The organism is Natronocalculus amylovorans, from assembly GCF_023638035.1.
In the GTDB taxonomy this organism is placed as follows: domain Archaea; phylum Halobacteriota; class Halobacteria; order Halobacteriales; family Haloferacaceae; genus Natronocalculus; species Natronocalculus amylovorans.
The window spans coordinates 50513-75151 of sequence record NZ_JAKRVX010000010.1 but is presented as its reverse complement, the minus strand read 5'-3'; the positions used below and the strand labels follow the sequence as shown (position 1 = coordinate 75151).

Genomic DNA, 24639 nt, shown 5'->3' with positions numbered 1-24639 from the left:
TCCGGTATCAACGGCTATAGGAAATCATAACGGTTGATGTACTCTTGGATGTACGTCTTCGGAACATCTTTGTCCAGCAGCGATTCGATAACCCTCCTCTCTTCTTCATCATCTACATCTCTAACACTCTTTTTGGCCGAGATGAGCATCTCAAACGTTTCAGGGTAATCAGAGTCACGCAACTTTCTCAAGCGTCCTCTATCCTCTTCGTGCTCGTCACGCACCCAAACTAATTCTCCATCTCGTACCTGTACTTCAGCCTCATACTTGTCTTGACTGTCAAAGAACGAGTCTGAATGACGTCGATACAATATTTCCGTCAAGTCTGGGTTGAGTACTACCCTATCACTGGGGAACGTCGACATCGACACAAAGATGTGATCCTGAATTTTACACAGCTGCCTAGAAAAATGACCTGTGACAATAATCCGAGCGTCAAGTTCTAGAAGCCAGATTCTCCGAGATGTCTCGGCGTGGGCCAGTACGATATCGTAGCTTTCAGAGAACTCGTCACCGATCTGCCGTGCCTTGCGTAAATAATGAGTGTAAGAATATGGAATCCCAAGAATCTGAAGACCATCGAACTCAGCTACTTCCCCGGAGATCTCTTTTGCGTACTTCAGTTCCTCAGTCCGCTCAATCACTGCCTCATAGTTCGAGTACTCATCGTGGTTCCCCTCGATCGTGAAAGAAGTGATTTCTAGTTGCTCTAAATATTCCAGTAACTCGAGGAACTCAGTAGTGTGTTCCTCGCTATTCATGCCGTCGTTGATAATGTCCCCTGCAAATAGAACCAGTGAGGGCTGTTCATCAGATATCTCAGTTTTTAGCGTTTCCAAAGTGTCTTGATCGTGGATTTCCCACTGGATATCGCTTATACATAGAATCGACATTGGAGGTTCCATGTGGAATTCGATAATCACGTATCTAATTCTTTGCCCTCCTAGTCAACCATATTACTCGAAGGCACAAGCTCCAAGAACTCATTGAGTAGCCATATCGATCGCTCCCGTATCTTCTTTTAATTCGATGTGACGACTAAGACGTCTAATTAACTGTCAACACTATTTTAACCATGTCGAAATACGATTCCAGTTAGGGGCTATCAACAGCGCCAACCCGATTCCCAACCCAAGGGATAACACCCCACTTCCGATCCACATCGGATGTCCGTGTATTGTAGAATCTGATTCATGCCAACGACAAGAGGAATAAATCCAAAGAGGAGAAACACAGCAAACGGAATATACCGCTCACTAATTCGCTCGAACATGACTCGTTTGGATCTCGCGTTTTCTTCCGCTGCTACTGCTGTTGCACGATCGGCAGCGGTTTGATTTCGATTTGCTACTTCCCGCTCATACTCTGCCAATATTTTCGCTGCTCGTTCAAGTCGATCAATCTTGATATCCGAAAGATCAAGGAGGCGTTCAGTTGAGAAGTCGAACGAAGGTTCGAAAGGATCGGATTCTAGACTTGAATCGCCGGAGAAAAGAGGTTCCTCGTCGGGGTCACGATAAGTCATAAATCAAAGGCTACAATTTAGAATGTACCTGGGCCTCTTCTCTCCTCTAGCTCACTCGAGGTTAGTTGGACCTCATAGATCCGGTGTTCCGGTATAATCAGACGATCGACGTTTTGACCTATGTCTTCAATACCACCTTCAGATACATCAATAATCCAAGCCGACATTTCCTCGCTGTAGTCTAAAACGGAACTAATCTGTTGAGTGCCATTTTCTCCTTCAAATTTGACTACTCCCATGAAATAAAAATAGTAACTATTGTGTAATAAAATTATTCAGGAGAAAGAAAAAGAAATCATCCACATTGTGAATCGTTATTTTTTGAGTGACTAGTACGATCGCTGCTCGATAATCCGTATTGTAAGCAATTACTGAGGAGCTCAACATGGGGCCCACTCGAGTTTGTTCAGGATTATTGGTGTTTTCCACAAAGGTTATGTTGAAAAGATACATGTGTACATGTGGAGTCACGTGTCACGTGAGACAATGATCCCTCTTTGAAGGGGAATGAGACTCGCGTTGCCACGTGCAGACGCCGTCGAAGACAATGATCCCTCCTTGAAGGGGAATGAGACTTTGATCGTCGTCTAACGTTTTAAAATTCTGAGTGGTAGCTATGGTCTGTTTATGATTAGTGACTCTACCTGCTTGATAAGGTCAGAATATTGACCATCAATTTTGTTCTGTCTCCATACATATGCGAACAGGTCTGCAAATTGTATGCCAGGATACTGTTTGCTGTCAGCAGTTACAACCGTGATAGGGTGCCCAGAGTAACCTGCTGATTTTAATCCAGATTCAAAAGCTCCTGCAGCCTGTGTCCATATGTTTCCGTCAAGCGTAATTCGGATGTTATCAATCTCTGCTGCGGATTGAATGTGGGGTTTAAAAATGGGTGAGAGAACTGAAACCAGTGCTAATAAATGCACTGAGTTTTTGCTGTCTCGTCCTTTTCCAACTAGACTTTGAATCGAGGCAACAGCAACGTCTGGTTGGAGATCGTGGAATGATGCTTGAATCGGTGATGCACTACGCCACAAACTGGGTGACGTAAATACAGTGTTGTCTTTATACGACAGTGATTCAATATTTGAGATAACCCACTGGTAGTCGCCATGATCTAAGCGCTGGCCTTTCAATTCCGAATAGTTATGATCTATCTGGCTGAGAAGTCTCTGTTTTGTTGGGTCTAAAACGCCGTCTGAATTATTATTATCATAATTAGAAACAGCCCAGCATGCAGCAAGTGTATAGTGCTCCCCTTTGTGATGTTGCCCACTTTCGTCTATAAATACATGGAGCGTTGCCATTTCTATTCAGAATCTTCGAGCTCTGACGCGTCGATCTCACCCTTGAGATATGCTCGTCCTTTGTCAGTGATCGAGTACAAGCCTTCAGTATGACGTTCAACCAGCCCCTTATTCAACAATTTTCTCATCCGCTTGTTGATGTAATTACGCGTATAATCTGTATTGTAAGCTATTACCGAAGGGCTCAAAACAAGTCCACTACTTTCCAATGTCTCAAGGATACGATCGTCACCTTGAGTCATCCAAGACACCCTCGGCCTTCGCATTTGTCTGACATGGAACCACTACGTTCTTAATAACTCCGAAAACAGGAAGAAATTCGCTACCAGTCTACCACAGTCGTAGGATTGTGGGTTATTTGACTCACATATGTATAAAAGTAAATAATCACGGTCCAGGTGACCCGTGGAACTCTCACTGTTTCTTTAGAGTTTAGACTATTATAGTTCAAACTCTAACATATGTATCGACACTGATATGCACAATCACCAGTAGATGGCTACAAAACTGACCTCAAGATAATTGCCTTTCTCACTCTGAGACTCAATCTCCTCCACAACATCTTGCTCATCGACTAACTCAATTCGGAGATCAGAAAGTTCCTCTCGATCTAAATCCACACCCTCTTGCTCCTCAACCCGATTTGTAATCTCCTTCAAAACTTCTGTCTGAACTTCCATCTCAGTTTCATCTGTTATTCGGATACCCTCTGCTATTGCACTACGAATTAATTCTTCTCTCATTTCATCCTCAATCTCAATCCTAGCGGAATCCTCTATATGGTCAAAATAAGTAGTGTGGATATCCTGAACCAACCCATTCGCTGAGGATTCATTCTCCAAATTCGCCTCATCTAGCTCCTCTTTCGCCTGTGTAAGCCCAAACTGGATCATCCCGCTCAACCGACGCCCGACAGGCTTGGAAATACTCTTGATAACCCGAGTTAATTTAACCGGATCCCACTCCTCTTGCAGCTCAGTCTCCGGAATACGCACGTAAGCCATGAACACATTATCCTCATAAAGAAACGTGCTAGCATCTTGCCATAGCATTTCAGGATCTAGGGCTCCGACAACTTCCAAAGCCTCTCCATCCTTATGATCATCTAAAACGTCTGATGAACAGATCTCGCCGTCAACCACCCTGTAATTAACAGCTTTCCCCACGACCGGAATCTGATCACCAAACAAAGATCCCATCAGTTCAATGATCTGCTCTTGCTCGGGATCCATATCTTCAGAGTGTTCTTCAAACACATCGAATAGGTATTGATACGCCTTGTAAAAGTGGTATAGCTCATGGGCGGAAAACTCAATCTCTATCTCCGCCACACCGCCTTTTTTCAGATCAGAAACGAGAAAACGTTCACCATCACTTTCTAATTCGAAACTGGTAGCAGTCTTGCTATACAGCTCATCAAACTTTGACTGGATCTTCGACCGGCGAACCACCTCCTCAGTATCCCTGTCTATTTTAAGCGTTTCGCGGCTCCCCCCCAACCTCAGAACCTTCTTGATCCAAATAAAAAACCGAAACCTCCATTTTTTCTGTTTCTCCGTGGTCTCTGTATCTGTCCGTGATTCCGTTATCTCCCTTGTAAGAGAGGCTAGGAGACTAACCACACTCACCTCGTCCAAATATATGAATTCTCGTAGACTTAGATCCCCATCATCGTCGGATCGCCAGAACAGGATTTTGTCTTTCCAGCTTTCAGACACTTTCTTCACCCCTACCTTTCTCTCTTCGATTATTAGAACGATCAATTTGTCTAAAGGCGAGTCTCAAATCTTCCCGTTTAATCACGGTTCTGTCGTCCTTGATAGCGATAATCGCGGCTTCATTTAGAAGTCTTTCTAGCTCTGCACCAGTCCAGTCGTCAGCCTTCTCTGCGTAAACACCGAAATTGACAGAATCTGCGATCTGCATCGGTTTGGCCTCGGAAATTGTCTTGAGAATATCTTCCCTATCCTCAATAGAAAGCTTGGAGGGGAACTCAACTTCTCTATCAAATCGTCCGGGTCGGAGAAGTGCTTGATCGATATCTTCGGGACGGTTTGTTGCAGCAATTACGATCACATCTTCGTACTCTTCAAACCCGTCCATCAGAGTCAGAAGCTGGGCTACGATCCGTCGATCGACGTCTCTAGAATCCTCTCGGGAGGAGGCCAAGCTTTCAATTTCGTCGATAAAAATAATTGAAGGACCCTCTTGTTTTTCGGCGTCTTCGAATACTAACCGGATTTGTTTCTCGCTTTCTCCGTACCATTTGTTTAGTATTTCTGGACCTTTGATGTTATAGAAGGTTCCTTCATCAAGGCTGTTGGCGACAGCTCGTGCAAACAATGTTTTCCCTGTTCCGGGAGGACCATGAAATAAGACACCTGTAGGTGCCTCAGCGCCGATATCTTCGAATTCCTCTGCCTTTTGCAAAGGCAGTTCAACTACCTCTCTCACCCGTTCTTTTATTCGTTTAAGCCCGCCAATATCTTCGAAGGAATCCTCTGGGTCTTCTGTCCTGTAATCATCAACATCAAATTCTTCTTGCTGGACATCGAAAGACGGTGGGTCGATACCCTCAATTACCCTTATTATTCTCCCCACAGCACCATTCAGTTCAACAGTGTCTTCAATTTCTACATCTATACCGTCTGGATTAGCCACACCCATATGAGTGTTCTCGGTCTTGACAACTACTCTATCAGACGAAATCCGTTTTATAACACCAACGAGGCTTCCCGTATCGTATCCCCCTGTACTCACTATCTCTGAGGCGTACTGCACCTGTTCGTCTATCTTAACAATATCCCCTGGAGTGACATCTTCACTTGTTTGGTCGATAACCACGAACGTATTCTGATTGTCAAATATTACGATAAGCTCTCCAGAACTCTCTAAGACAGTCTTCACAGATGCAACGTTATTATCAGGCATAGAAATTCTGGACCTCAGCTCTCGTAAGCCACTTGACACCCGACATTCATAACCCTATTGCTAAGATTGAAACTAAATATATTCTAACTCCACTTGAGTACCATCTTTACGTTCTGCTTCTCTCTCAGGTCTGTAGCAGTTTTTGTAGTGCTTGTCGACAGTCTCCACTGTTTTCTGCTACTTGTTCTGCGATCTTTGTGATAATCTGGTCCGGTACGGATCCGGGATCGAATGCTTGTTCGACCCGTTTCTTTAGTATGTGTTCGAGTTAAGCTGTATCGTATGAGTTGAATTCAAGTGTTTGGCAGTACAAGGAGCGGCTTCGAGGATTTAATTCAATTTTGATTCTTCAATTGGTTTCGTTCACCGGCTTTCCCCCCGTCTCTGCTCACACATATCTTCTAACCGGCCTTTGTATCAACCAAGTTTCGATTGCAGTTCGTCGACAACTTCCATATGTTTCTGTTCTCGTCTCAAAGGCTGCTGATCTGACCCCCATCGCTCAGTAAGTAGTCTTTGTTCTCATGTACGAGTCGATGATGAATATTTCATCTAAGTCGGTCATTTGAACATCTAAGTTAGGAAGAGATATAGGTTGTAACAATTGTGTTCAGATTGCTTGAGTTCCGAGGAATAGTCTACCACCGAGGAATCTATCAGAACGGACTACATGAACATAATATGGAAATTGATGATGGCAATTATCCTCGAAAGCATAAACTGGTAATGTATACTTCATCAGGGTTACTTGATCAGTATTTTAATCGATATTCCGATGACATCACGAAGATTATCCAGCGTGAAAGCATATCCACGACAAAGGAACTAGGCGGTGGGGTCGGCAATATATTGGTTTCGCTAAAGGGTCTGATAAGAAAGAAGTCCGGAAAGGAGTTAATTAAAGAGATCAATCTTAACGACGAACATCGACAGGTCCGAGCGCTAATGAATATTTTCTCAAGTAGTAACCTCGTTTACCCTGTCGAGTCCTTGATACAGGGCGAGGAGTCTCCGACTGGCCTGTATAAATTCGATACAAACCTGCAACTGGCATATACGGAAAACACAGAAGAGAAAATGATTCGGGCGAGAGGGATTGAGAAAAACGTTGATTTTTCGGGACTTACCTCACCAGATAATTGGTCCTCACGCAGTTTTGTCATGTCCGCTTTGGGTACTATTGACCCGTTCCCATTTGAAGGCGTATTCCTCCCTATAGAGACGGGGGAGACATGGTACACGGAAACTGAAGAGGGGCTTGAACTTGAGATGCTCGAACTCACAGTTCAATTTCTCTTTATCCTAGCTCCAGATACAGAAGACTACATCGATTGGACAAGCTATCAAAAATTGCTACGTGATCACCCCAAGGATATTGACCAATCGGGCATGGAAATGTGAGAGGAATGCTTCCAACCTCTTCCGAGATTCAGCGATTCTTAGAAGTGTAGAGCCTCCATCAGCGATTGACTCAATATACACGTGTTAATGAATCCATCCTCTATATTCAACACGGGTATGAGAACAGATCGCTAGTCGTAGCTGACTATCTACTGACTATGAGCCCTGTATCTTGCACCCAATTCCTTTCAGCTACAGAGGGTTTTCACAAACTACTATTTCGAACACCGAACAACTGCGTTTTTCAAGTTACTCGCTGTTTACGGGCTCTAATTTGTTGGCATCGAGATCCTCGTCTAGGTAGGCGTGTCCGTTGTCCGTGAGTCGGTAGAGTCCGCGATAGACTACTTCCAGCAAACCATATTGGGCCAAAAGCGTTGCTCTCTCACTGGCATACTGTCGAACAGGACCTCCAAGGTGTTCGATCGCGGATGGAGTCAGATTCCCTTCGTCGCGGATCAACTCCAGAATTCGATCGTCAGCTTGGGTCATCCAGTCGGCCGTTTTCCGCATATTACCCGACAGTCCGAGGGATACACTCATATTACCACCGATCGCCGCGTGATGAACCACAGTCTACTCAACAGGGTCGAGCTCACTCGCGTCGAGCTTTTCGTCCAGAAATTTGAGACCCTTGTCAGTGATCCCATACAGTCCGCGGTGGACTTGTTGAAGGAGGCCGTACTCTACGAGCACACCTGCACGTGTGCTTGCGTGTTGTCGTACTGGACCACCAAAGGCTGCGATCGCGGAGGGCGTCAAATTCCCATGCTCTCGAATAAGCTCAAGGATCTGCTCATCCGATGGAACCATCCACTCCGCACGTTTTCGCATATCATCCGACAGTCCGAGGGATACACTCATATTACCACCGATACAAGGAAATTAGTTACTAGAGTACATTAATCATTCTACAATAGTTAATGTAAACTTTACAACCGTCAGAAAAGCCTAAGTAGGATGCCATTAAAGATGTAACTGGAAGTCACGCACGCATTATACGGTAAGTAAAATGCAACCGGTGCTGGAACACCGATCGCGTGGCTTCCAACTCCGCGTAAGGAGATTTACGAAGCCATGTCAATACAAGACGACAGACCTCTTAAGAGTGAGGTTAAGACCAGAGGACGCTCCACAAACGAAGTCTCAACAGTACATACACGTGGATTTATACAGGGCCCCCTCGGGCCTATTGAGCATTTTATTAGCAACGCCCAATCTAATCTCACAGAACATGCGACCGAGCCAGACAACGATCGCAGGACGCCGATCTGTCGTCAGATGTCACCTGGTGTCGCCAGATGTCGCCAGCGTCGATCGGACCCAAATCCATTTTCTACACGTACACGTGCGCTATCGGAAGATATCCGATCGACGTCCGATCAAAACCCGATCTGGCGACAGGCGACGCGGTCATTCAATAGCGACACAGTCCACGATTTGAGTGCGGTCGACGGTGCCGAAGTCGACCAGGACAACACAAGCGATGACGACCACCGACCTTGGACGATCGGGTGTGTGGGTACGATCACAATTTCGATTACGATTGCAATCGCGATCGCGACGAATTCAGACACGACCCATGCCTCGACGGTGGCCGAGCTCAGACATCGTCCGCAGACGGCGTGCATCCATGGCAATACAACTGTGATCACACCCCAGATGTGCACGATCGCGACGGATGGTCGTGAACACATCCAGTGCAAGACACAGTGGCGATGGAACACCCCACGTACTGCTCTCAATCAACGGAAAAACACCCCTACTCACCGTGCGGCAGCAGTCTCGATCGCACGTGAGCGTGAATATCAATGAGACAAACATCCTACGGGAAGTACAGATACGACGGCGTCATTAGTGAGAACCCGCTGCGATTTTTAACCGCGTGCAGTGAGCACACAGTCACCGCAACCGTCATTGGATTGCTTCGTGGCATGCAGTCTCGCGAGAGACTCCACCACTGGGCGCGAGCCGAGCACGAAGCACACCGCAATCGGCGTGCGGTGGTGCGTGCGATCGGTAAGCGATTCAGTGCGGTTACTGGGTTCGAATCATCAACGGTACAAAAACAAAATTTTGACTCACAGCCAGTGGATTCAAACACAACGTCCAGCGTCGATCAGTCATCTACGACCGATCGATCGGGCGTCAACGCCACGGCTGGAGATACAGTAAACACGACACAGTCCCGGTCGACCGATCGGCGTCGAGACAATACTCGCGATCATAATCACAAGCACGATCGCGATCGTCAGCGTGATCAGGATTTTGCGGCCGCAAAGCGCCGCGCGTACGATATCATTTGTTCGATTGACGATCCAGCAAAGCTGCGATCGATCAACGAGGGCTTGGCAGCAGAAGAACCGATTCCAAAAGCGAAAGTGGCAGCCGTGAACAAACGGCTGGCCGAGCTTTCTGCGCGCAAAAACGAGACACCTAGCCAGTCAACAATGGAAAACACCCCAATTACAATCGCAAACACAGATGCATCGACCACCCCGAAAACGACCACAGACACGCGATCGAAACAGCCGATCGCAGCTGATGGAGGTGAGCACTGATGGCGACTGCCCGAACGATCTCCGCACGCATGTCGGGGACGCAGAAGCTGATGCTCGAGGCGCTGGCGTACGATCACGCTGACGCGTCGCAAGCGGCCGTGCTTCGCGAATTTATTATTCAAGGCTACTCGCAAGTGTTCGGGAATATCGACCCTGTTGCGCTCGCAGAGAAAATAACGCCTGAACAAAAACAGCGAATTATCCAGGGCGAAGACCCACGTGATGTTGTTGACGACGAGTACTTGCTCGAGGACCTTCGCACGTGTGTCGATCGCGAGGATGGACAAGAGCTCGTCTCAGATGGTGGTGCGAAGCCACACCCAAGCAGTTACACGGTGACGCCTGGACCAAGCGATCTTGGCTGTGCAGGTCCCGCGTACACGTGGGATCAACTCAAGAATGCAGTGTCGGATGATGGCCACTGGAGTGAAGAGTTGGACATTCACCCTAACCGCGTTCGCCAGAGCTCCCTTAAGCAATCACACAAGTACACATCGCGAGTCGTTGTTGGGATCCTCCGATCGCAGTCGTATGACGGATTGGTGACTCGCGAGCTCCTGGACGACGTTATCGAAGAGTACCTGGTACCGTTCCACGATCGCGTTGATGATGCTGCTGGTCGAAAGTATATCTTTGAGACGTACGAGCCACTTATTACAGAACATCTCTACGAGTCGCCGGCTCCAGGTGCAAATGCATACTACACAACGGAAGAAAAGCAGCTGACTGTTGCCGAGAACCTCTATCAAGAGGCGATCGAAACGCCAGACGCGATCGATCGTATTGAAACACTCTTTGACCCAGATGCATATTTGAATGCGGTTGGGAAAGTCAAAAACAAGCGAACAATTGGACAGTGGTACGAAGCACTTGGTGAGTTTATGGAATCACTCGCACCGTGTGCAGCCATCTTGGAGTCCACTGATGCAACAAAGCTCGCGGTTGAACATCCGACGACATTCAATCACGCAGAAGCGTATCTCAAAGCAACCTTAGCGAAGTGGTCAACTGAGTTCATCGTGTTACCACACGCAGTCCAGGAGGGTGTACTCGATACGATGGAGTACAAATACACGATCGCGCTGCAAGACCACATATAGCCCGATCGACTCCCGGCCGATCGCCCCTCCAACCAGCGACTGCTATTTTCAACCTTCGTTCATTTTGCCAGTTCATTGTGTTAGAGTGATATTTTCACTGGTCGATCGGCGAATTTGTGTCACTCACTCGTACAATCGAGAGAGTTTCGTGCCCAATCGCGTCCGAGCTCGATCGGTAAAGAGAAATTTTCGTGTTCGTTCTCGAAGAGCGGTGCATTTTCGAGACGATCGGACCGTTTCACGACAAATATGTAATACGGGAGCTCTCGTTTTGACAGTAGTTCAATTATGTTACTTGCTTACGTCTTGCGATTAATAACATAGATTTCACGATGTGTTGCACAATGCGGGAATATTTTTTTCTCACGTGTTTTCGTCCGAAGGTGTCCGGAGCGGTTGAGAGGAGACAGAGAGGCGATATACTCTGTAGTACGCGCACTTAGACGAAAACAAGGAATAAGACACGAAGAGACGCTAAGACACGTTGCTGCGGGGAAAGTTCCTTTCTTCCTCGCTACTACGTTTATGCTACGGTGTTCTACAGAACTAAAGGTTAAAAAAGCGTCGGTTTTAGAGAATGTTGTACTGAGTGAGTGTAAGATATGTGTTAGGAAACGTTGTTAGTCTAGAGAAGCGAGATAATAGGCTGGACGAGAGATCGAGACTATTGTTTTCACCGGGTACGAGTTCTCTTCTCTACGACATCGTCTTCTAACATCGCGTCTTGATACCGATTGGATCGAGATCCTCCCGTACACTCTCGGAGCTAAATCCCCGAGAAAAAAATTTTCCTCGATTGTGCTACACACCGTGAAATTTGGCTCTGTTGAAATCCTCAGCAAGTGATATATTCTGCCCCGGTTGCGGTCCGTTCAGGGAACCCATTGATTACTGATTCCCGAGGCCAATTAGTTTTATAATGTTTGCATATTGACGTAAGAACAAGTTATGAATAGTGAATTATCGAAGGGACAGCTAAAGGACATCTCCGATGGAGTGGCTCCTCACCGTCACAAGGAGGTTGAACACCTGATTGAACGGTTTGAACTGGAGGAAGATGCTGAAACTGAAATTGAGTTAGACGGTAATACCTCCGAAAAGGTCTACGAGATCTTGAAGTATGTTGAGGTGGAGGAGCGCCGAGAGATCATACAGCATCTGATTAACAAGGAAGCACCACTCCGGAAAGAGGTTTTAGAAAAATTGAGGGATGGTCTGCGGGGGTCTAACCTAGAACTGGATCAAGATGACGACGGGTATTATGAGTTGGTCCATCCGGTTTCAGAACCGGCTCAGCAGGAAAAGAAGCAGCACCGGTCGTATATTGAACAACATGCTCCGATTCGGACTGTGGCCTTTCTTGAGAGAGCTCGGAAGGAACTGGCTCAGGGCCGTAATGCAGAGGCGTTGTGGTATGGACGAAATGCCTTAGAAAAGATGACGTACGAAGATTGTCACTACAAAAATGGACTCGCTGAACTAGCCAAGAAGAGTGTTGCTTTGATTGACAGAGAACAGCACCACAATGATGGGAATACGTATGACTATGAGATGTTGGCAAACCCGTACAACTACTGTTCCACGATAGGTGCTCATCCTGATAACGTGGGTTCAGCTACCAATCTGCAGGCGAAGACTGGTTTGGTGCAGGTAGAGCAGGCAGTCTACTTCGTGTTGAAGAAAGGGGAAGAAGCGGATGAGAAAGAGGTCAATTTAGGTCGATGGAATTTCAGTCGGCTGTACTGATCAGTGAACATCTTCCTCAATTGAGCCAAACGTCATGCTACTTTTATAGGCTTTAGGTAGCAGCACAATCGTTGGGCGTGTTCTTTTCAGAGAATGATATGTCTGCTACGATTCTCCGCGATATATACGCAGCTCTCATCGACCGGCTGTTTCAGATGAGAATATATCTGAAGAGTAGGATTTCAACAGAGCCTGAAATTTGTATCTCTCATGCAACTAACCAACAAAGCATTAGCTGTCTATTCATCTGTTGGTTAGTAGAATCAAATAAAAAGCACCCGTTCGGACTGGGGCCCGGTATGGCTTGGAATCAGCAATTCACTAAATGTATCGTCCCATAGACAGGAATATCAATGTCAGCAATGAAATGGGGGCGGAGACGTGCCTTTTTTATTGCACATGAGTACGCAGCCGCTAAAGGATCGGCATGGAGTTACAAATCCAAATATTCAGCTAGAGGCTAAAGAGCATAGAACTAAATCTCATTAAGAATCATTTGTCATTGAATACCAAAATTAATCGGGGTTCAGCCTGAATTCCTATCTAAGTAACCAAAACGAGATATTATCTGATCAAAATGTCCGCCATACAACCAATAAATAGCCGGAGTAAAATGTTGAGTGCATTCAACGATCGGCTTCAAAACAACTATTCAGATTTGTTAGAGGACACTGAGCTGTCTCCCGGTGAGAACATGCTCAAAACTGCGGTAGTTGAATCTAATATCCCACCGTTGGAGGTGTTTGAGAAGGAAGAGGTTGATCGCGTTCGTGAAGTTGATCAAAATTTACATCTTTTCAAGTGGACTACTGGTAATAGCGGAAGCGATTGGTTCTTCCTTGACACACATGATAAACGCTTCTGGATATTTTACTCACTAAGCAAATCTAACTTCTTTGGAGACGCGATGCGGGAGATCGTCACTAGTGAAGGAGCAGGATTAGATCGACTCTGGCTTCCCAGAGGGCAAATTGAACGAATTGGAGAGATGGGTGCGTATGAAGGTGTGAAAATCAGTTACGGTGCTAATGACGTTTTCCCAGAAGAATTCATTAAGGAGAACCTAGAATTTTCAGACTTGAATATTGACGGAAGCGGCAGCAGCTCTAAAAACCTTTACGAGATATTAAAACAGACAGAAAAGCTTGATCCATTTCTAGCATTGTCTCGTATCCAGATCCGCCGGGAAATTGATGGAGACTTTGTCCGAGAACGCGTGACCAATGAAGGAATGTTCACGACTAGGGGTGGTACCAATATTCGTCTCCACATTTCTACTGTTGAACAAATAAAAGAGCAGTATGCACAGATGTTGAATGCGATCGAATCGAACCACATCATAGGCGCAACTTCGAGGGAACACGGCGCGAGGCCCCAAGGAGCACCGATTATTATCAAATTCAGTCGAGAGGTTCATGATGTTGAAGAGTTTCTCTCTTACATTGTCAACGCAAAAAACCCCTTTAGACTCTGGGGGCATACACGAAAAATCAGTGCGTCGGCTTACAAAGTTGATGGTGTCGATATGCACAATGGTGATAAAATCGCGATAGAGATGGCACCTGATTGGATGCGTCTCTATTTGTACGATGGTGCATGTGGAAATACTGCCTTGCGACTATTTACGAATCTTCAGCAATATTACGACCCTGCTGCTGAGTTGATCTATCACAATAATAATAGTCACACCAGATAACATGTAGCCAGTAATGCATGATCTCGATCCACACACACAGCAAATAAATCTCTGGATTGCACTCTCTGGTTTTGAGCCAACGTTTTCTGGTACACTTGGGAAAGTGGGCTATGGATGTACTGTTATAGAGGACGAATTTTACATTCTCGATGAAGAAGGCGAAGACGTAATTAACCCAGATTTGATTCTCTCTTCAGAAAGCGAAGAGCATGCACTATTGATAGAGTGTAAATCACTCAAAATAAACTCTGATCAAATACAACGATATCTTCGTGTTGAGGGAAATGAGAGTAATATCGTTCTTCAAGGCCTCATAAATAATATCTCTGCTAGCGATATTTCGGCAGAAGTTCTTCTCTCATCATTTGACGATCTATCTGGAAAAGATATTCCAGAAGAGATCTCTATTGTTCACTTCAGGAGAGACCCAGGAAGTGGCCTTTCAGTCTGGAATCTTGATGAAAATAAAATTAAAGAGCCATCTGCGTCTGCTGTGTTTCCAATCAATCATCACCCTAACGAACCTCTTCCAAGTGGGCACTACCCCTTCGACATTTATGAAAGCGATAAGGAAGCAATGGTTTCTGCTGTGTTTAGTAGCGTGATTTCACTTGCTGTCCAAGAAGGTGAGATTAAATTAGATGATGTCTTGGACAGAACCCACCCTTATTGGGATAAGATTGGCGACGCCAAACAAAAAGAGCTCTCCGATCGTGTTGAAAGGACTTTTCTTGAGCTACGAAAGGCTGGGCTTGATCAATATTTAAAAAAGATTGCAGGAACCAACGGGAAGGAATGGAAGGTCGTCTCCAGGACAATTCAAGCCGTGAAGGACCGGACAGATTTCTATATCGAACGTACCATAGCTGAACTCCCCCAAGCCCGACTGGATCATGATGCATGGAGTGCAAACGATACTAATGATTCAGACGAAGATATCGGAGTAGCAGAAGATTAGTTCATGATTGAGTAATTCTCAAGATTCCGAATATAGACTGTGTAGGGTTGTACTATCTCTGAGGCAGTTAATTTGTTCTCACAGCTCGATCGACTCAAGCCTCTCCCGAGCGACGTTGTATCAGGTATTGGTCAATGTAGTTACTCAAAATTGTGGAAGTACAGAACGACGGTCAGAGGCCATTACGCACACCCCTTAAGTGAAGCGTCGGCCCTCTGTTGTCGTTCCGTTTCAGCTTTTGAACGGGGTGAAGATAAATATACGGTCTTTACTGCTCGAGATGGGACGTCAATTATTCACTACCGGCGTATTCATACAGACCACGAGTGAGCTGTCGAACCTTTCCTTGTCGTGAGAGGCGGACAAGAGACGTATTCACATCTCCACTATCGATACCTGTTTGCTCTCGAATATAGCGTGGATTCGCTCGTCCTTCCTTCAACACGTCCAACACAGCTGCATCGCGATCGTCAAGTTCCATATCCATTCGTACGACCTCAATTGATGTGTTACCCTATGAATATTCTGCAATCAAAGTCGATTAGACTTAGAATATAAGTGAATTCAAAGTTTATTTCAAGTACTTTTAATACCATTCAGATATAACATTCAGTTGAGATTCACGCGTATACGTGAGCCAGTAATTCGGCCGTGATCGGCGCTGGATCAACATAAAGGAGTAATCCGTTATGAATGAAAACACCCCTTGCGGAGTCGAACTGTTAGTACAGCGATCGGATCGAGACGATCGATTAGAGCAACCCACGAGCGTTCGCGATGGAGGTCTCATTACACCGTTGAGCACAGTCCAATACACGCACACGGACTACGTGACTGGCGATGAAGTCCCAATGATTGGATTCACTGATACACAGCTGGTTGCAGAGTCCTGGTTGACGATCGATGCAGGCTGTGTTGTTGACCTCTCGGAGGTGCGATAATGTCGGTGCAATCTCCACAGACAAGAGAAACAACGCTTGCTGACTTCAGAACAGATACGAAAGCAGCGGAAAGCCATTCGTGGGAGAACCCCGAGACGCTCGATCGGCTCTACAACGAAGAAGGTCTCTCAACACGCGAGATCGCAGCACACTTTGATCACGAAGTTCACTCGTCGAAAATCAAGCGACTCCTGCACGAGCACAATCTTATGCCGGAGTATCCCGAGAAATCAACGCACAATACTACGAAGAAGCTACTGCAGATGGATCCATCCGACTTAGGATCACCGACGCCACAACAGCAAGTCCGATCGGAGGGTGAGCAATGAGCGATCGAGATACGGGAATTCGAGGAGAAATCGAATACCGACCGCATTCGAGTGCGGACTTCGACGACATGGACTACGTCGACGAGCGAGGAATTCGGATCTTTGACCGCCATTGGACTTGTCCAAACTGTGGCGACGATGGCGAGATGATGTTCCGACCTGGATCAAAGAATACGTGTGCGATGTGTTTCTGGGTTCTCAACGGACACAAAAACGATTACATCCTCGATGATTGGAACCTCAAATACCGACACGCACAGCGATTGCTCGCCAGACTTGACGACAAATGGCACGGAACGCCCGGAACCGTGTCCACACGCCTTCGTTATCATTTTGATAGCGCACACGAGGCTGTGCTGGCATTTGAGAGCCTGCTGAACAACGGAGAATCAGTCGGTTCCGGCGAGTCGGTCGTTACTCTGGGGGATTTCTCATGAGTGGCAGACACGTAACAGACAGGGACGAGATAGAGCAGAACGGTACTAATACACAGGCGACACTCTCGGGGGAGGTCGTTGAGGTCCCCGACTGCGATGAGCACGGTTGCGACCGTGACGCCACCACCCTCTACGTACTCCGTGGAATGTCGGTCAATAAGGTCGTTCGCTGCGATCAACACGAACCGTACTGGCAGGGTAGCGGCGGTATCGACAACGTTGTTGAGTTAAACGCGCAGGTCGTCGGGGACTACGACCTCTCCCGAGAACACACCGACTATGAGGAGGTCTCGGACTAATGCCAACGAAAATGTACTACTGTGTTTGGTGTAACAACGCACTGGCTGGCTGCCATGAGCGCGATCTTCCGCGAGCTTGTCCAAATTGCGAAACCACAGGCAAGCCACACAACACAGCCGGACCAGACCGATGGTATAGGAGCGTCGACCGATGAGCGCTCAAGAACCAGAGCGGTCGACTATGTACGTCGCAGACATCCCGTTCGGAGCCGATTCGGAGATCGAGGACGTGAGACAGATCCGCGAAGCGTTAGAAAACTCGGGATACGAGGTCACGATGGCATACGACAACAGCCATTTCATCGTGACGCGAGAGGCCGCCAATGCCGGGGACTCGGACCAATGAGTACCAGTGTGCGCTGCGAGAGATGCGAAAATGAACAGGTCGATATCACACTCCACTGCAGCGGGAGGGTGTGGGGATCGTTCTGTACCGGCTGTCACGACAAACTATCAGCTCTCGCAGCCGGGGAACTGGTTGTTCCAGATGGTGGATGGACCGCCAACACCAGGAAGGAGGTCGATCGCAATGAGTGATGATTTCAAAAAAGACAGTGTGCAGCTAGTAATTGTTGGCTGTGGATCTGCAAAACAAAGTGAGACTGTACCAGCAAAAGAGCTCTACACGTCAACATACTTTGTCAAAAAGAGAAAGTATGCAGAAGTGTGCGGTGACTTTTGGACTATTCTATCTGCGGAACACGGATTAATCGAACCAACAGTCGAAATCGAGCCATACGATACGACGATCGCTGACTTATCTAAGAATGATCTCGACGAGCTCGCCCACTCCGTTGGCATGGAATTGATTGACTGGATTGTGGATCTTCGCACGAAGGGAGCAGTAGTAGACGAAATAGTGGTTCTAGCAGGGCGATCTTATCTTAATCCTTTAAAAAAGCGAGAAGCATTCTCAGCTGGCATCAACGCGCGTGTTCTCTATCCATTCCAAGAGAGCAACTTAGGAGGAATTGGTGAACAAATGGCGTGGTTATCAGAGCGAGTGCACTCTACGAAAACGAAACAGCAGAGACTCGATACTAAAGGTGATCAGTGTGAGTAATCGATGGACGATCGCTGAAGACCTGGCTGACTACCTAAAAGAAAACGCAGCGGTCTGCGCGATCGGGAATACACAGGGTTACTTGTGGATTCGCTATTGGGAAGGTGAGTGGAGACTAGCGAAGTATGGTGGCCAGCACCGACTACGAGCGTATGTCGATGGACTAGTTGTCGATCGCGATGCAACTGTAGAGTGGCTCGTATCGAATCCCGTTGAGTTGATCCCCGCGGCAGAGGCATATCTCTGGGGTCCAAGCAAGACCACTATCTGGGAGGATGCTACGGCACAAGATGTATTCGAGGACGTCGATCGGTGTTATTGGTGTGGCAAGAGCGATCGAACAGTGGTACTCGATCGATACGAGACGACTGAGCAAGGAGAGTGCATTTTTTGTTCAGACTGCTACAAATCGTGGGACCGGTACGGAGAGATCGTCGGCACTGCAGATCCGCGTCCCGAACTTCGATCAGACGGTGGGACGCTCGAGCATCCACGCAAAACACCGGATGCAGATGAGTTTCCAGAGTTGGATGAACGGACGGCAGCCGCGATCGCTAAGTTTGAACGGTTCGTTGTGGGCTCACCAGGAACATCGCGATCGTTCCACAAATTGTATTGTGGCCGTGTCAGTGCTGCACTCAAGCAGCACCAATATTCAAAAGGTCGAAAAGTCAGCCGTGCAACTAAAGTGAGTGATTATACGATCGAGATTGCTAATCTTGGGTACTGTGAGCTCTGTGAGGAGTTGGAAGCAGAAAAGCGATGACAGACGAATATTGACGGTCTTCTATCATTTCAGTGTTTTATATACAATGAGATCGACAAGTGGTGCATGGGTAACGCAATCGCTGTTGTGTCATTGATTGTAGGAACTGTACTAGTATTCACTGGGCTATCTGGAATCGCAGAGATGGTTAACTTTGCATCATCACCAAATACGGAGAATCTGCTGAGGTTTATTGGTGAATTCATTTTTTACTTCGTTATATCTGGGATTGGCGTGATTTGTTATTTACCAGCAATCAATTCTGAATGATAGTTTCGTGAACCTGAACCAACACATCGTTTATACTGTGCTAGAGAGACACAACAAGTAACGAGATCGGGACATAGAGCCCGTCTCAGTGACACATGCACGACGCACACCCCTACTCACGAGCGATCGATCTACCGATCGGTTACCCACCGGTTGCTGGCCAACCAGTAGATGTGCGTCAAAAATGTCATACTCATACTGGTGTCAGCTATTGCAGTTCGATTCTGCAAGTGAGCTTGGCCGCCTCTGTACTGCGGCCACCAATGGGGACTTTGTTAGCACCGGTACACGAGCTCGGACAACACCCCTGCCCAGTTGTTCGAGTCCGTAGCAGGGCCCGCATCAACAGCGATCGAAATATAAACGCATGGCTCAGCTGCCACGCGTGCCAAGCTGCAGTATTAAATCAGCCACTGGCTCTCTGGGGACGATCGCTGTTCCGGGTTCCATACTTCTGGGGGAAGTTGGTGTTTGCTTTGCCTGTTGTTCTCCACACTGTTGGTCAATCCTGTAGCACTCAGACAGTCAGCTGTGTACAGACGAGAACGAAAGCAGGAACATAATCTACGACCCACTGCGATCGCCTGGTATAGGCTACGTGACGTAGGCGCTCAAAGCGCCGATCGCAGCTTTATGGTATCCAACCAGAACAGCCGCAGCGCTGCGGACTCGATTGATCAGCTATCAGTACACGAGGTAAAGCGACGTCTCCCGACACTGCAGTATATTACCGATCGGCAAATAAAATCGGAGACGATCGAGCTCACACGCAATGCTCCCAACTACTTTTCGAATGTGCCTGCATTAACATCTGGGCTTCAACCCGTCTACGGCCCTTCTGTAACTAGATTGACAAACTGATGCTCGAGATCGGATCGATGCTTCAACCCGTCTACGGTCCTTCTGTAACTACTCCCGGTCTTGGCGATCTCGTCGAACGCTTCGAGCTTCAACCCGTCTACGGTCCTTCTGTAACGTTTGAATTTGAGCTTCTCTTCTCGTGTCTCCACCGCTTCAACCCGTCTACGGTCCTTCTGTAACTATCCGTCCTGATGCTCTCGGTACTGCGCTGGTGTGCTTCAACCCGTCTACGGTCCTTCTGTAACTATTAAAATACCAACGTTCAAATAATTTCTAATCTCGCTTCAACCCGTCTACGGTCCTTCTGTAACATTTTCCGACGATGCTGCCGTTATCTTTAATTATGCTTCAACCCGTCTACGGTCCTTCTGTAACTCGGCGATAATCACACCATAATACCCGCGTGCTTTGCTTCAACCCGTCTACGGTCCTTCTGTAACGACGCTTGAAATCAAACCGACTGACGACGAACTGCTTCAACCCGTCTACGGTCCTTCTGTAACTGCCGGACTCATACCGCTCGCATGATGACCGCCGCGTGCTTCAACCCGTCTACGGTCCTTCTGTAACCAGCTTGCACCGTTTAATGTCGCTTGCGAGCCTGTGCTTCAACCCGTCTACGGTCCTTCTGTAACATTCCGCTGCATACTCGGCGCACTCGATCGCCTTTTGCTTCAACCCGTCTACGGTCCTTCTGTAACCGACCACTGGTTAGATTTGATATTGATAGACAGTCGCTTCAACCCGTCTACGGTCCTTCTGTAACTCGACCTTCGTCTTCAGCATCGTTGATATCCGTCAGCTTCAACCCGTCTACGGTCCTTCTGTAACCGGTTGTGAAAAGCCAACCACGGACGCATATTGCTCGCTTCAACCCGTCTACGGTCCTTCTGTAACCATCTTCTGAATCCGTTAATCCCAACGCTGGGAATGCTTCAACCCGTCTACGGTCCTTCTGTAACTCGCATCTGTTGCAATTGTCGCATCGCTCTCGTTTTGGCTTCAACCCGTCTACGGTCCTTCTGTAACGAAGCCAGTGGCGAATACGACCCTGAAAAACACCCAAGCTTCAACCCGTCTACGGTCCTTCTGTAACAGAACACTGCGTTCTCTCCCGTTCGAGGAATGGAATGCTTCAACCCGTCTACGGTCCTTCTGTAACATTCTACCGTCGATAGTTCCCTGTTCCTCGCCGTCGCTTCAACCCGTCTACGGTCCTTCTGTAACTGTCTGCTGTCCAATCACTGTGTGACGTGTCTTCGAGCTTCAACCCGTCTACGGTCCTTCTGTAACGTTGTCGTGTGCAAAACAACCCCGAAATGTGACATGGCTTCAACCCGTCTACGGTCCTTCTGTAACTCGGTTATTTTGCTCCAAATCTCACGATAGTCACGAGCTTCAACCCGTCTACGGTCCTTCTGTAACTTTCTGGGCATATCGAGGTTTACCATCGGACAATGCGCTTCAACCCGTCTACGGTCCTTCTGTAACTCGAACTATCTAATCATAACGATGCAAAAAAAGGATGCTTCAACCCGTCTACGGTCCTTCTGTAACAACCGTGATCGTCGGCCACACAATCAGATTCAGGACGCTTCAACCCGTCTACGGTCCTTCTGTAACCCTGTCCTGTATTAGATAATGCACATGGTAAAGGATGCTTCAACCCGTCTACGGTCCTTCTGTAACTAAATCCTCACACAACAAAAGTGATTGATCTATGTTGCTTCAACCCGTCTACGGTCCTTCTGTAACTGCCGGACACCCATCACCAGAGCTTCGCCGTTATGATCGCTTCAACCCGTCTACGGTCCTTCTGTAACCACTCAAGATGAGTTGGACCGGCTCTTAGCCGAGCTTCAACCCGTCTACGGTCCTTCTGTAACATAGTCTAATGCTCTCAGAGCCGATATATGCCCTGCTTCAACCCGTCTACGGTCCTTCTGTAACTATCTTTCTATATCTTTAATATCAACAGTATCATTAGCTTCAACCCGTCTACGGTCCTTCTGTAACACTTACTATTAAACGTATTGGTAGCGGAGAAAGAAGAAGCTTCAACCCGTCTACGGTCCTTCTGTAACTATTTGTCGTATGCTGGGAGCGATGATATTGTGTATGCTTCAACCCGTCTACGGTCCTTCTGTAACAGTGAGTGGGTAAAGATCAACAATGCGACCTTGACCGCTTCAACCCGTCTACGGTCCTTCTGTAACGTTCCAGTAGATTGACGTTTCGCCATTTTCGCTGTTGCTTCAACCCGTCTACGGTCCTTCTGTAACGGTGGCCAATTTGGAGGCCATAAGACTTCTACTCGCCGATCATACACAAGTGTTTCCGTCGACCCCCAATTCTGGGTTCACCCCTAGAGGGTCGACGGAAATCAGGTGAATCTACTTCCGGGATCGTCACCAGACCCATAAGTCGTGTAATCTACGAACCCAATAGTGTCAGCCTCGAAGATTATAACCGAATCTTCGGGAATTAATTCGTCTTTCACATCGTTTTTGATATCGATGAGTTGTCCTGGTGTGACGTCACCATAGAACACTGAGTTCTGGATGTGTTCAAGACGCCTTCGAAGCATTTTCCGGTAAATTCCAGTTCGTTTCGCGGGCACGTCATAGACGACGAGAACAAACATTACCACCACCGCTCTGTTGGATAGTACGATTCGCCTGTCAGTACGTGCTTCTTGAGGCTATAGACATCTGTTTGGATGAGCGTTTTATAGCTCACATGTCGCGACAAACGTGGGTGCTCAACTGTTTCATCGAGTGTCTGTTCGTACTCCTTCAGCACTATCATCCGGCCGTTCTCAGTTAGAAGACACCCGTCCAGATCTGATTCAAAATCATCAAAAGAGATTTGCTGTCGATTGACAAGACGAAACATCACTCGATCGGCAAGAATTGGTTTGAATATATCCGCGATATCAAGCGAGAGGGTAAACCGACGCTCACCGGGTTCATGCATATAGCCGATTGAAGGATCAAGTGCTGTCTTTCGAATCGCTGAGACGCACGTCGTGTAAGTCATTGCGTTCAAGAATGAGAGGAGGGCATTCGCTTCATTTGAGGGTGGGTTGTACTCACGACGCATGAGCTCAAATGGATCGCGAAGAATATTATCGAAACACCGATAGTACGTCTTCCGTGCCATCGCTTCAACACCTCGAAGTGAGTTGATGCTGTTTTCTTCTTGCACGCGAGTTTTCAATTCGGCTAATTCCTCGATCGCCATCAAAAAGTCATGGCCTCGTTGGTTGTAGTACTGGAGGTTAACGCGCATATTGTGTATGCTTGCTGCTGTGATTTTTTGCGCAATGTTGAGTCGACGTTCGGAGTCGTCGTATGCACGTACTTGTTCGACAACTGTATTTCCAGAGATATGCGATCGCCTCGGAAGATAGGAGCCACGGTAGTAGTCCTTCCACCCAAACACATGGATCGGTACACCGTGTTCATTGAACAACCCGAGTGCGCGAGTATTGAATGTGATCTGACCGTGGAGGTAGAGTGAATCAATGCTTTCGACGGGAAGGTACTTAGTTTTTCCATCAAGTGTGTCGATCCGGAGGGTTCCTTCGTTGCGACGGAGATCTCCATCAGCGAATATATGATGATTATTTTTTGGCATGGTCGGTTACATCCAGCAGAAGTCTTGGTAGAGACAGGCCTCACAGACTGGTTTCTTTTCAATAGCAGGTGGAGTTTTTTGCTCAAGAACTTCGATAACACCACGAAGGACGTCTTCGATGTGTTCACGATTTTCGGGAGTAAGCGACACCCGTTCACGGGTTCGTTCACGTGGGTAAGCAAGCACACCTTCTCGCTCAATGTCGAGTATTCTATATAGATACCAGAGATAATACAGCAGTTGTAGACGTGCCGATTCACCCATCTTCGAAGAGACTTTGACCTCCATAATATCTCCTGAATCAAGCACATCTATTGCGATTCTTCCGTTGATTTGGAACGATTTTCGATTGTCTCGATAACTTGTTTCGTCAACCCGTGTTCCTCGTCGAATGTTTGCTGAATCACGGTCAATATCAATACCACGCGACATGAACCATAATTCGCGCTCGCAGACAGTGTAATATTGGACCATTAGTCCAGTTATGCGATGGGTCGGCTCTGAGTACGGATGTCGTTCTGCAGCGACGAACGCCTCAAGAGAGTCTCTTGATATTCCGTTTGCATCAGTCATTAAGGAATATAGACATTAATCTGTTGTATATCTAGCTGATGATTTGCATAATAAGCGGTAGGTGAACTCTGCCGTTTACGGTGAGGTGGATGTCACTAAGTGAATTGTTGTTAATGCAGCACAATGCAAGAGATGAACCGTTACAGCAGTTGATCAGGCTGATTTCAAAATAAATCATTCTGACAAACATTTATTAATTGCGGACTGTATTGGTAAATTGATGGTGAAATGAA

At 47.1% G+C, this 24639-nt stretch carries 27 protein-coding genes and 1 CRISPR repeat array; of the genes, 14 read left to right on the top strand and 13 right to left on the bottom strand.

The window, feature by feature from the left end:
* Positions 1-14: 14 nt before the first annotated feature.
* The 7 genes from AArcSt2_RS15705 to AArcSt2_RS16890 form a co-directional block, all read right to left on the bottom strand.
* A complete protein-coding gene (locus AArcSt2_RS15705) occupies positions 15-905 on the bottom strand; it encodes a metallophosphoesterase (RefSeq protein WP_250585976.1) in 891 nt (296 codons plus the stop codon).
* 200 nt (positions 906-1105) lie between these two features.
* Positions 1106-1525 carry a hypothetical protein gene (locus tag AArcSt2_RS15700; protein WP_250585974.1) on the bottom strand — a complete coding sequence of 140 codons (420 nt, stop codon included), beginning with the start codon at positions 1523-1525 and terminating at the stop codon, positions 1106-1108.
* A 17-nt stretch (positions 1526-1542) separates the two neighbouring features.
* Positions 1543-1764, bottom strand: a complete 222-nt coding sequence (locus AArcSt2_RS15695; RefSeq protein WP_250585972.1) for a hypothetical protein — start codon at positions 1762-1764, stop codon at positions 1543-1545.
* 375 nt (positions 1765-2139) lie between these two features.
* Positions 2140-2835, bottom strand: coding sequence for a DUF3800 domain-containing protein (locus AArcSt2_RS15690; protein WP_250585970.1), 696 nt, complete (start codon positions 2833-2835; stop codon positions 2140-2142).
* Positions 2836-3320: 485 nt separating this feature from the next.
* The gene (locus AArcSt2_RS15680) at positions 3321-4553 is read right to left on the bottom strand and encodes a DUF6414 family protein (protein WP_250585966.1); all 1233 of its coding nucleotides are present in this window, start codon (positions 4551-4553) and stop codon (positions 3321-3323) included.
* On the bottom strand, positions 4546-5766 hold the full coding sequence (locus AArcSt2_RS15675; protein ID WP_250585964.1) for an AAA family ATPase: 1221 nt from the start codon (positions 5764-5766) through the stop codon (positions 4546-4548). Before AArcSt2_RS15675 ends, AArcSt2_RS15680 begins: the two co-directional genes overlap by 8 nt.
* 124 nt (positions 5767-5890) lie before the next feature.
* A complete protein-coding gene (locus AArcSt2_RS16890; protein ID WP_425493678.1) occupies positions 5891-6025 on the bottom strand; it encodes a hypothetical protein in 135 nt (44 codons plus the stop codon).
* Between the two features lie 422 nt (positions 6026-6447).
* Here AArcSt2_RS16890 and AArcSt2_RS15670 point away from each other — a divergent pair, with 422 nt between their 5' ends.
* Positions 6448-7167, top strand: coding sequence for a hypothetical protein (locus tag AArcSt2_RS15670; RefSeq protein ID WP_250585962.1), 720 nt, complete (start codon positions 6448-6450; stop codon positions 7165-7167).
* Positions 7168-7416: 249 nt separating this feature from the next.
* Here AArcSt2_RS15670 and AArcSt2_RS15665 read toward each other — a convergent pair whose 3' ends face one another.
* Both AArcSt2_RS15665 and AArcSt2_RS15660 read right to left on the bottom strand, forming a co-directional pair.
* Positions 7417-7710 (bottom strand): PhiH1 repressor, encoded by a 294-nt coding sequence (locus tag AArcSt2_RS15665; protein WP_250585960.1) that lies wholly within the window; start codon positions 7708-7710, stop codon positions 7417-7419.
* A gap of 33 nt (positions 7711-7743) precedes the next feature.
* Positions 7744-8001 (bottom strand): PhiH1 repressor, encoded by a 258-nt coding sequence (locus tag AArcSt2_RS15660; protein ID WP_250586076.1) that lies wholly within the window; start codon positions 7999-8001, stop codon positions 7744-7746.
* Between the two features lie 447 nt (positions 8002-8448).
* Here AArcSt2_RS15660 and AArcSt2_RS15655 point away from each other — a divergent pair, with 447 nt between their 5' ends.
* The 6 genes from AArcSt2_RS15655 to AArcSt2_RS15630 all read left to right on the top strand — a co-directional run bounded on the left by AArcSt2_RS15655 (position 8449) and on the right by AArcSt2_RS15630 (position 15228).
* Positions 8449-8982, top strand: coding sequence for a hypothetical protein (locus AArcSt2_RS15655; RefSeq protein WP_250585958.1), 534 nt, complete (start codon positions 8449-8451; stop codon positions 8980-8982).
* The gene (locus AArcSt2_RS15650) at positions 8979-9728 is read left to right on the top strand and encodes a hypothetical protein (RefSeq protein WP_250585956.1); all 750 of its coding nucleotides are present in this window, start codon (positions 8979-8981) and stop codon (positions 9726-9728) included. Before AArcSt2_RS15655 ends, AArcSt2_RS15650 begins: the two co-directional genes overlap by 4 nt.
* Positions 9728-10828, top strand: a complete 1101-nt coding sequence (locus tag AArcSt2_RS15645) for a hypothetical protein (RefSeq protein WP_250585954.1) — start codon at positions 9728-9730, stop codon at positions 10826-10828. The genes AArcSt2_RS15650 and AArcSt2_RS15645 overlap by 1 nt, the downstream gene beginning before the upstream one ends.
* A gap of 948 nt (positions 10829-11776) precedes the next feature.
* Positions 11777-12574: a hypothetical protein gene (locus AArcSt2_RS15640; protein ID WP_250585952.1), complete on the top strand. Its 798-nt coding sequence runs from the start codon at positions 11777-11779 to the stop codon at positions 12572-12574.
* A gap of 577 nt (positions 12575-13151) precedes the next feature.
* The gene (locus AArcSt2_RS15635) at positions 13152-14270 is read left to right on the top strand and encodes a hypothetical protein (RefSeq protein WP_484549549.1); all 1119 of its coding nucleotides are present in this window, start codon (positions 13152-13154) and stop codon (positions 14268-14270) included.
* Positions 14271-14283: 13 nt separating this feature from the next.
* On the top strand, positions 14284-15228 hold the full coding sequence (locus tag AArcSt2_RS15630; RefSeq protein WP_250585948.1) for a hypothetical protein: 945 nt from the start codon (positions 14284-14286) through the stop codon (positions 15226-15228).
* 292 nt (positions 15229-15520) lie between these two features.
* Here AArcSt2_RS15630 and AArcSt2_RS15625 read toward each other — a convergent pair whose 3' ends face one another.
* Positions 15521-15715 (bottom strand): hypothetical protein, encoded by a 195-nt coding sequence (locus AArcSt2_RS15625; RefSeq protein WP_250585946.1) that lies wholly within the window; start codon positions 15713-15715, stop codon positions 15521-15523.
* A 202-nt stretch (positions 15716-15917) separates the two neighbouring features.
* On the opposite strand from AArcSt2_RS15625, the gene AArcSt2_RS15620 reads away from it, so the two are divergent.
* From AArcSt2_RS15620 to AArcSt2_RS15590, 7 genes are all read left to right on the top strand, one after another.
* Positions 15918-16169: a hypothetical protein gene (locus tag AArcSt2_RS15620; protein ID WP_250585944.1), complete on the top strand. Its 252-nt coding sequence runs from the start codon at positions 15918-15920 to the stop codon at positions 16167-16169.
* A complete protein-coding gene (locus AArcSt2_RS15615) occupies positions 16169-16498 on the top strand; it encodes a hypothetical protein (protein WP_250585942.1) in 330 nt (109 codons plus the stop codon). Before AArcSt2_RS15620 ends, AArcSt2_RS15615 begins: the two co-directional genes overlap by 1 nt.
* On the top strand, positions 16495-16935 hold the full coding sequence (locus AArcSt2_RS15610; RefSeq protein WP_250585940.1) for a hypothetical protein: 441 nt from the start codon (positions 16495-16497) through the stop codon (positions 16933-16935). Before AArcSt2_RS15615 ends, AArcSt2_RS15610 begins: the two co-directional genes overlap by 4 nt.
* Positions 16932-17234, top strand: coding sequence for a hypothetical protein (locus AArcSt2_RS15605; protein WP_250585937.1), 303 nt, complete (start codon positions 16932-16934; stop codon positions 17232-17234). The genes AArcSt2_RS15610 and AArcSt2_RS15605 overlap by 4 nt, the downstream gene beginning before the upstream one ends.
* Positions 17235-17385: 151 nt before the next feature.
* Positions 17386-17580, top strand: a complete 195-nt coding sequence (locus tag AArcSt2_RS15600; protein WP_250585935.1) for a hypothetical protein — start codon at positions 17386-17388, stop codon at positions 17578-17580.
* A gap of 183 nt (positions 17581-17763) precedes the next feature.
* Positions 17764-18297: a DUF6884 domain-containing protein gene (locus AArcSt2_RS15595; protein WP_250585933.1), complete on the top strand. Its 534-nt coding sequence runs from the start codon at positions 17764-17766 to the stop codon at positions 18295-18297.
* Positions 18290-19063, top strand: a complete 774-nt coding sequence (locus AArcSt2_RS15590; RefSeq protein ID WP_250585931.1) for a hypothetical protein — start codon at positions 18290-18292, stop codon at positions 19061-19063. The genes AArcSt2_RS15595 and AArcSt2_RS15590 overlap by 8 nt, the downstream gene beginning before the upstream one ends.
* Before the next feature lie 1085 nt (positions 19064-20148).
* A CRISPR array of direct repeats spans positions 20149-22476; the repeat unit is 30 nt; unit sequence GCTTCAACCCGTCTACGGTCCTTCTGTAAC.
* A 101-nt stretch (positions 22477-22577) separates the two neighbouring features.
* Here AArcSt2_RS15590 and cas2 read toward each other — a convergent pair.
* From cas2 to cas4, 3 genes are read right to left on the bottom strand one after another with little or no spacing between them, the layout of a single operon-like run.
* Positions 22578-22838: a CRISPR-associated endonuclease Cas2 gene (gene cas2, locus AArcSt2_RS15585; RefSeq protein WP_250585929.1), complete on the bottom strand. Its 261-nt coding sequence runs from the start codon at positions 22836-22838 to the stop codon at positions 22578-22580.
* Complete coding sequence (gene cas1b / locus AArcSt2_RS15580) at positions 22838-23833, bottom strand: type I-B CRISPR-associated endonuclease Cas1b (protein ID WP_250585927.1); 996 nt, start codon at positions 23831-23833, stop codon at positions 22838-22840. The genes cas2 and cas1b overlap by 1 nt, the downstream gene beginning before the upstream one ends.
* 6 nt (positions 23834-23839) lie before the next feature.
* Positions 23840-24406 carry a CRISPR-associated protein Cas4 gene (gene cas4 / locus AArcSt2_RS15575; RefSeq protein WP_250585925.1) on the bottom strand — a complete coding sequence of 189 codons (567 nt, stop codon included), beginning with the start codon at positions 24404-24406 and terminating at the stop codon, positions 23840-23842.
* Positions 24407-24639 lie beyond the last annotated feature (233 nt).

Bases quoted from the DNA above. Each gene is read 5' to 3' on its own strand.
- AArcSt2_RS15605 (WP_250585937.1), top strand. From the start codon at position 16,932: ATGAGTGGCAGACACGTAACAGACAGGGACGAGATAGAGCAGAACGGT.
- AArcSt2_RS15700 (WP_250585974.1), bottom strand. From the start codon at position 1,525: ATGACTTATCGTGACCCCGACGAGGAACCTCTTTTCTCCGGCGATTCA.
- AArcSt2_RS15645 (WP_250585954.1), top strand. From the start codon at position 9,728: ATGGCGACTGCCCGAACGATCTCCGCACGCATGTCGGGGACGCAGAAG.
- AArcSt2_RS15595 (WP_250585933.1), top strand. From the start codon at position 17,764: ATGAGTGATGATTTCAAAAAAGACAGTGTGCAGCTAGTAATTGTTGGC.
- AArcSt2_RS15610 (WP_250585940.1), top strand. From the start codon at position 16,495: ATGAGCGATCGAGATACGGGAATTCGAGGAGAAATCGAATACCGACCG.
- AArcSt2_RS15620 (WP_250585944.1), top strand. From the start codon at position 15,918: ATGAATGAAAACACCCCTTGCGGAGTCGAACTGTTAGTACAGCGATCG.
- AArcSt2_RS15695 (WP_250585972.1), bottom strand. From the start codon at position 1,764: ATGGGAGTAGTCAAATTTGAAGGAGAAAATGGCACTCAACAGATTAGT.
- AArcSt2_RS15705 (WP_250585976.1), bottom strand. From the start codon at position 905: ATGGAACCTCCAATGTCGATTCTATGTATAAGCGATATCCAGTGGGAA.
- AArcSt2_RS15600 (WP_250585935.1), top strand. From the start codon at position 17,386: ATGAGCGCTCAAGAACCAGAGCGGTCGACTATGTACGTCGCAGACATC.
- AArcSt2_RS15650 (WP_250585956.1), top strand. From the start codon at position 8,979: ATGAGACAAACATCCTACGGGAAGTACAGATACGACGGCGTCATTAGT.
- AArcSt2_RS15625 (WP_250585946.1), bottom strand. From the start codon at position 15,715: ATGGATATGGAACTTGACGATCGCGATGCAGCTGTGTTGGACGTGTTG.
- AArcSt2_RS15635 (WP_484549549.1), top strand. From the start codon at position 13,152: ATGTCCGCCATACAACCAATAAATAGCCGGAGTAAAATGTTGAGTGCA.
- AArcSt2_RS15665 (WP_250585960.1), bottom strand. From the start codon at position 7,710: ATGAGTGTATCCCTCGGACTGTCGGGTAATATGCGGAAAACGGCCGAC.
- AArcSt2_RS15640 (WP_250585952.1), top strand. From the start codon at position 11,777: ATGAATAGTGAATTATCGAAGGGACAGCTAAAGGACATCTCCGATGGA.
- AArcSt2_RS15660 (WP_250586076.1), bottom strand. From the start codon at position 8,001: ATGCGAAAACGTGCGGAGTGGATGGTTCCATCGGATGAGCAGATCCTT.
- AArcSt2_RS15630 (WP_250585948.1), top strand. From the start codon at position 14,284: ATGCATGATCTCGATCCACACACACAGCAAATAAATCTCTGGATTGCA.
- AArcSt2_RS15670 (WP_250585962.1), top strand. From the start codon at position 6,448: ATGGAAATTGATGATGGCAATTATCCTCGAAAGCATAAACTGGTAATG.
- AArcSt2_RS15690 (WP_250585970.1), bottom strand. From the start codon at position 2,835: ATGGCAACGCTCCATGTATTTATAGACGAAAGTGGGCAACATCACAAA.
- AArcSt2_RS15615 (WP_250585942.1), top strand. From the start codon at position 16,169: ATGTCGGTGCAATCTCCACAGACAAGAGAAACAACGCTTGCTGACTTC.
- cas4 (WP_250585925.1), bottom strand. From the start codon at position 24,406: ATGACTGATGCAAACGGAATATCAAGAGACTCTCTTGAGGCGTTCGTC.
- AArcSt2_RS15675 (WP_250585964.1), bottom strand. From the start codon at position 5,766: ATGCCTGATAATAACGTTGCATCTGTGAAGACTGTCTTAGAGAGTTCT.
- cas1b (WP_250585927.1), bottom strand. From the start codon at position 23,833: ATGCCAAAAAATAATCATCATATATTCGCTGATGGAGATCTCCGTCGC.
- AArcSt2_RS15655 (WP_250585958.1), top strand. From the start codon at position 8,449: ATGTCACCTGGTGTCGCCAGATGTCGCCAGCGTCGATCGGACCCAAAT.
- cas2 (WP_250585929.1), bottom strand. From the start codon at position 22,838: ATGTTTGTTCTCGTCGTCTATGACGTGCCCGCGAAACGAACTGGAATT.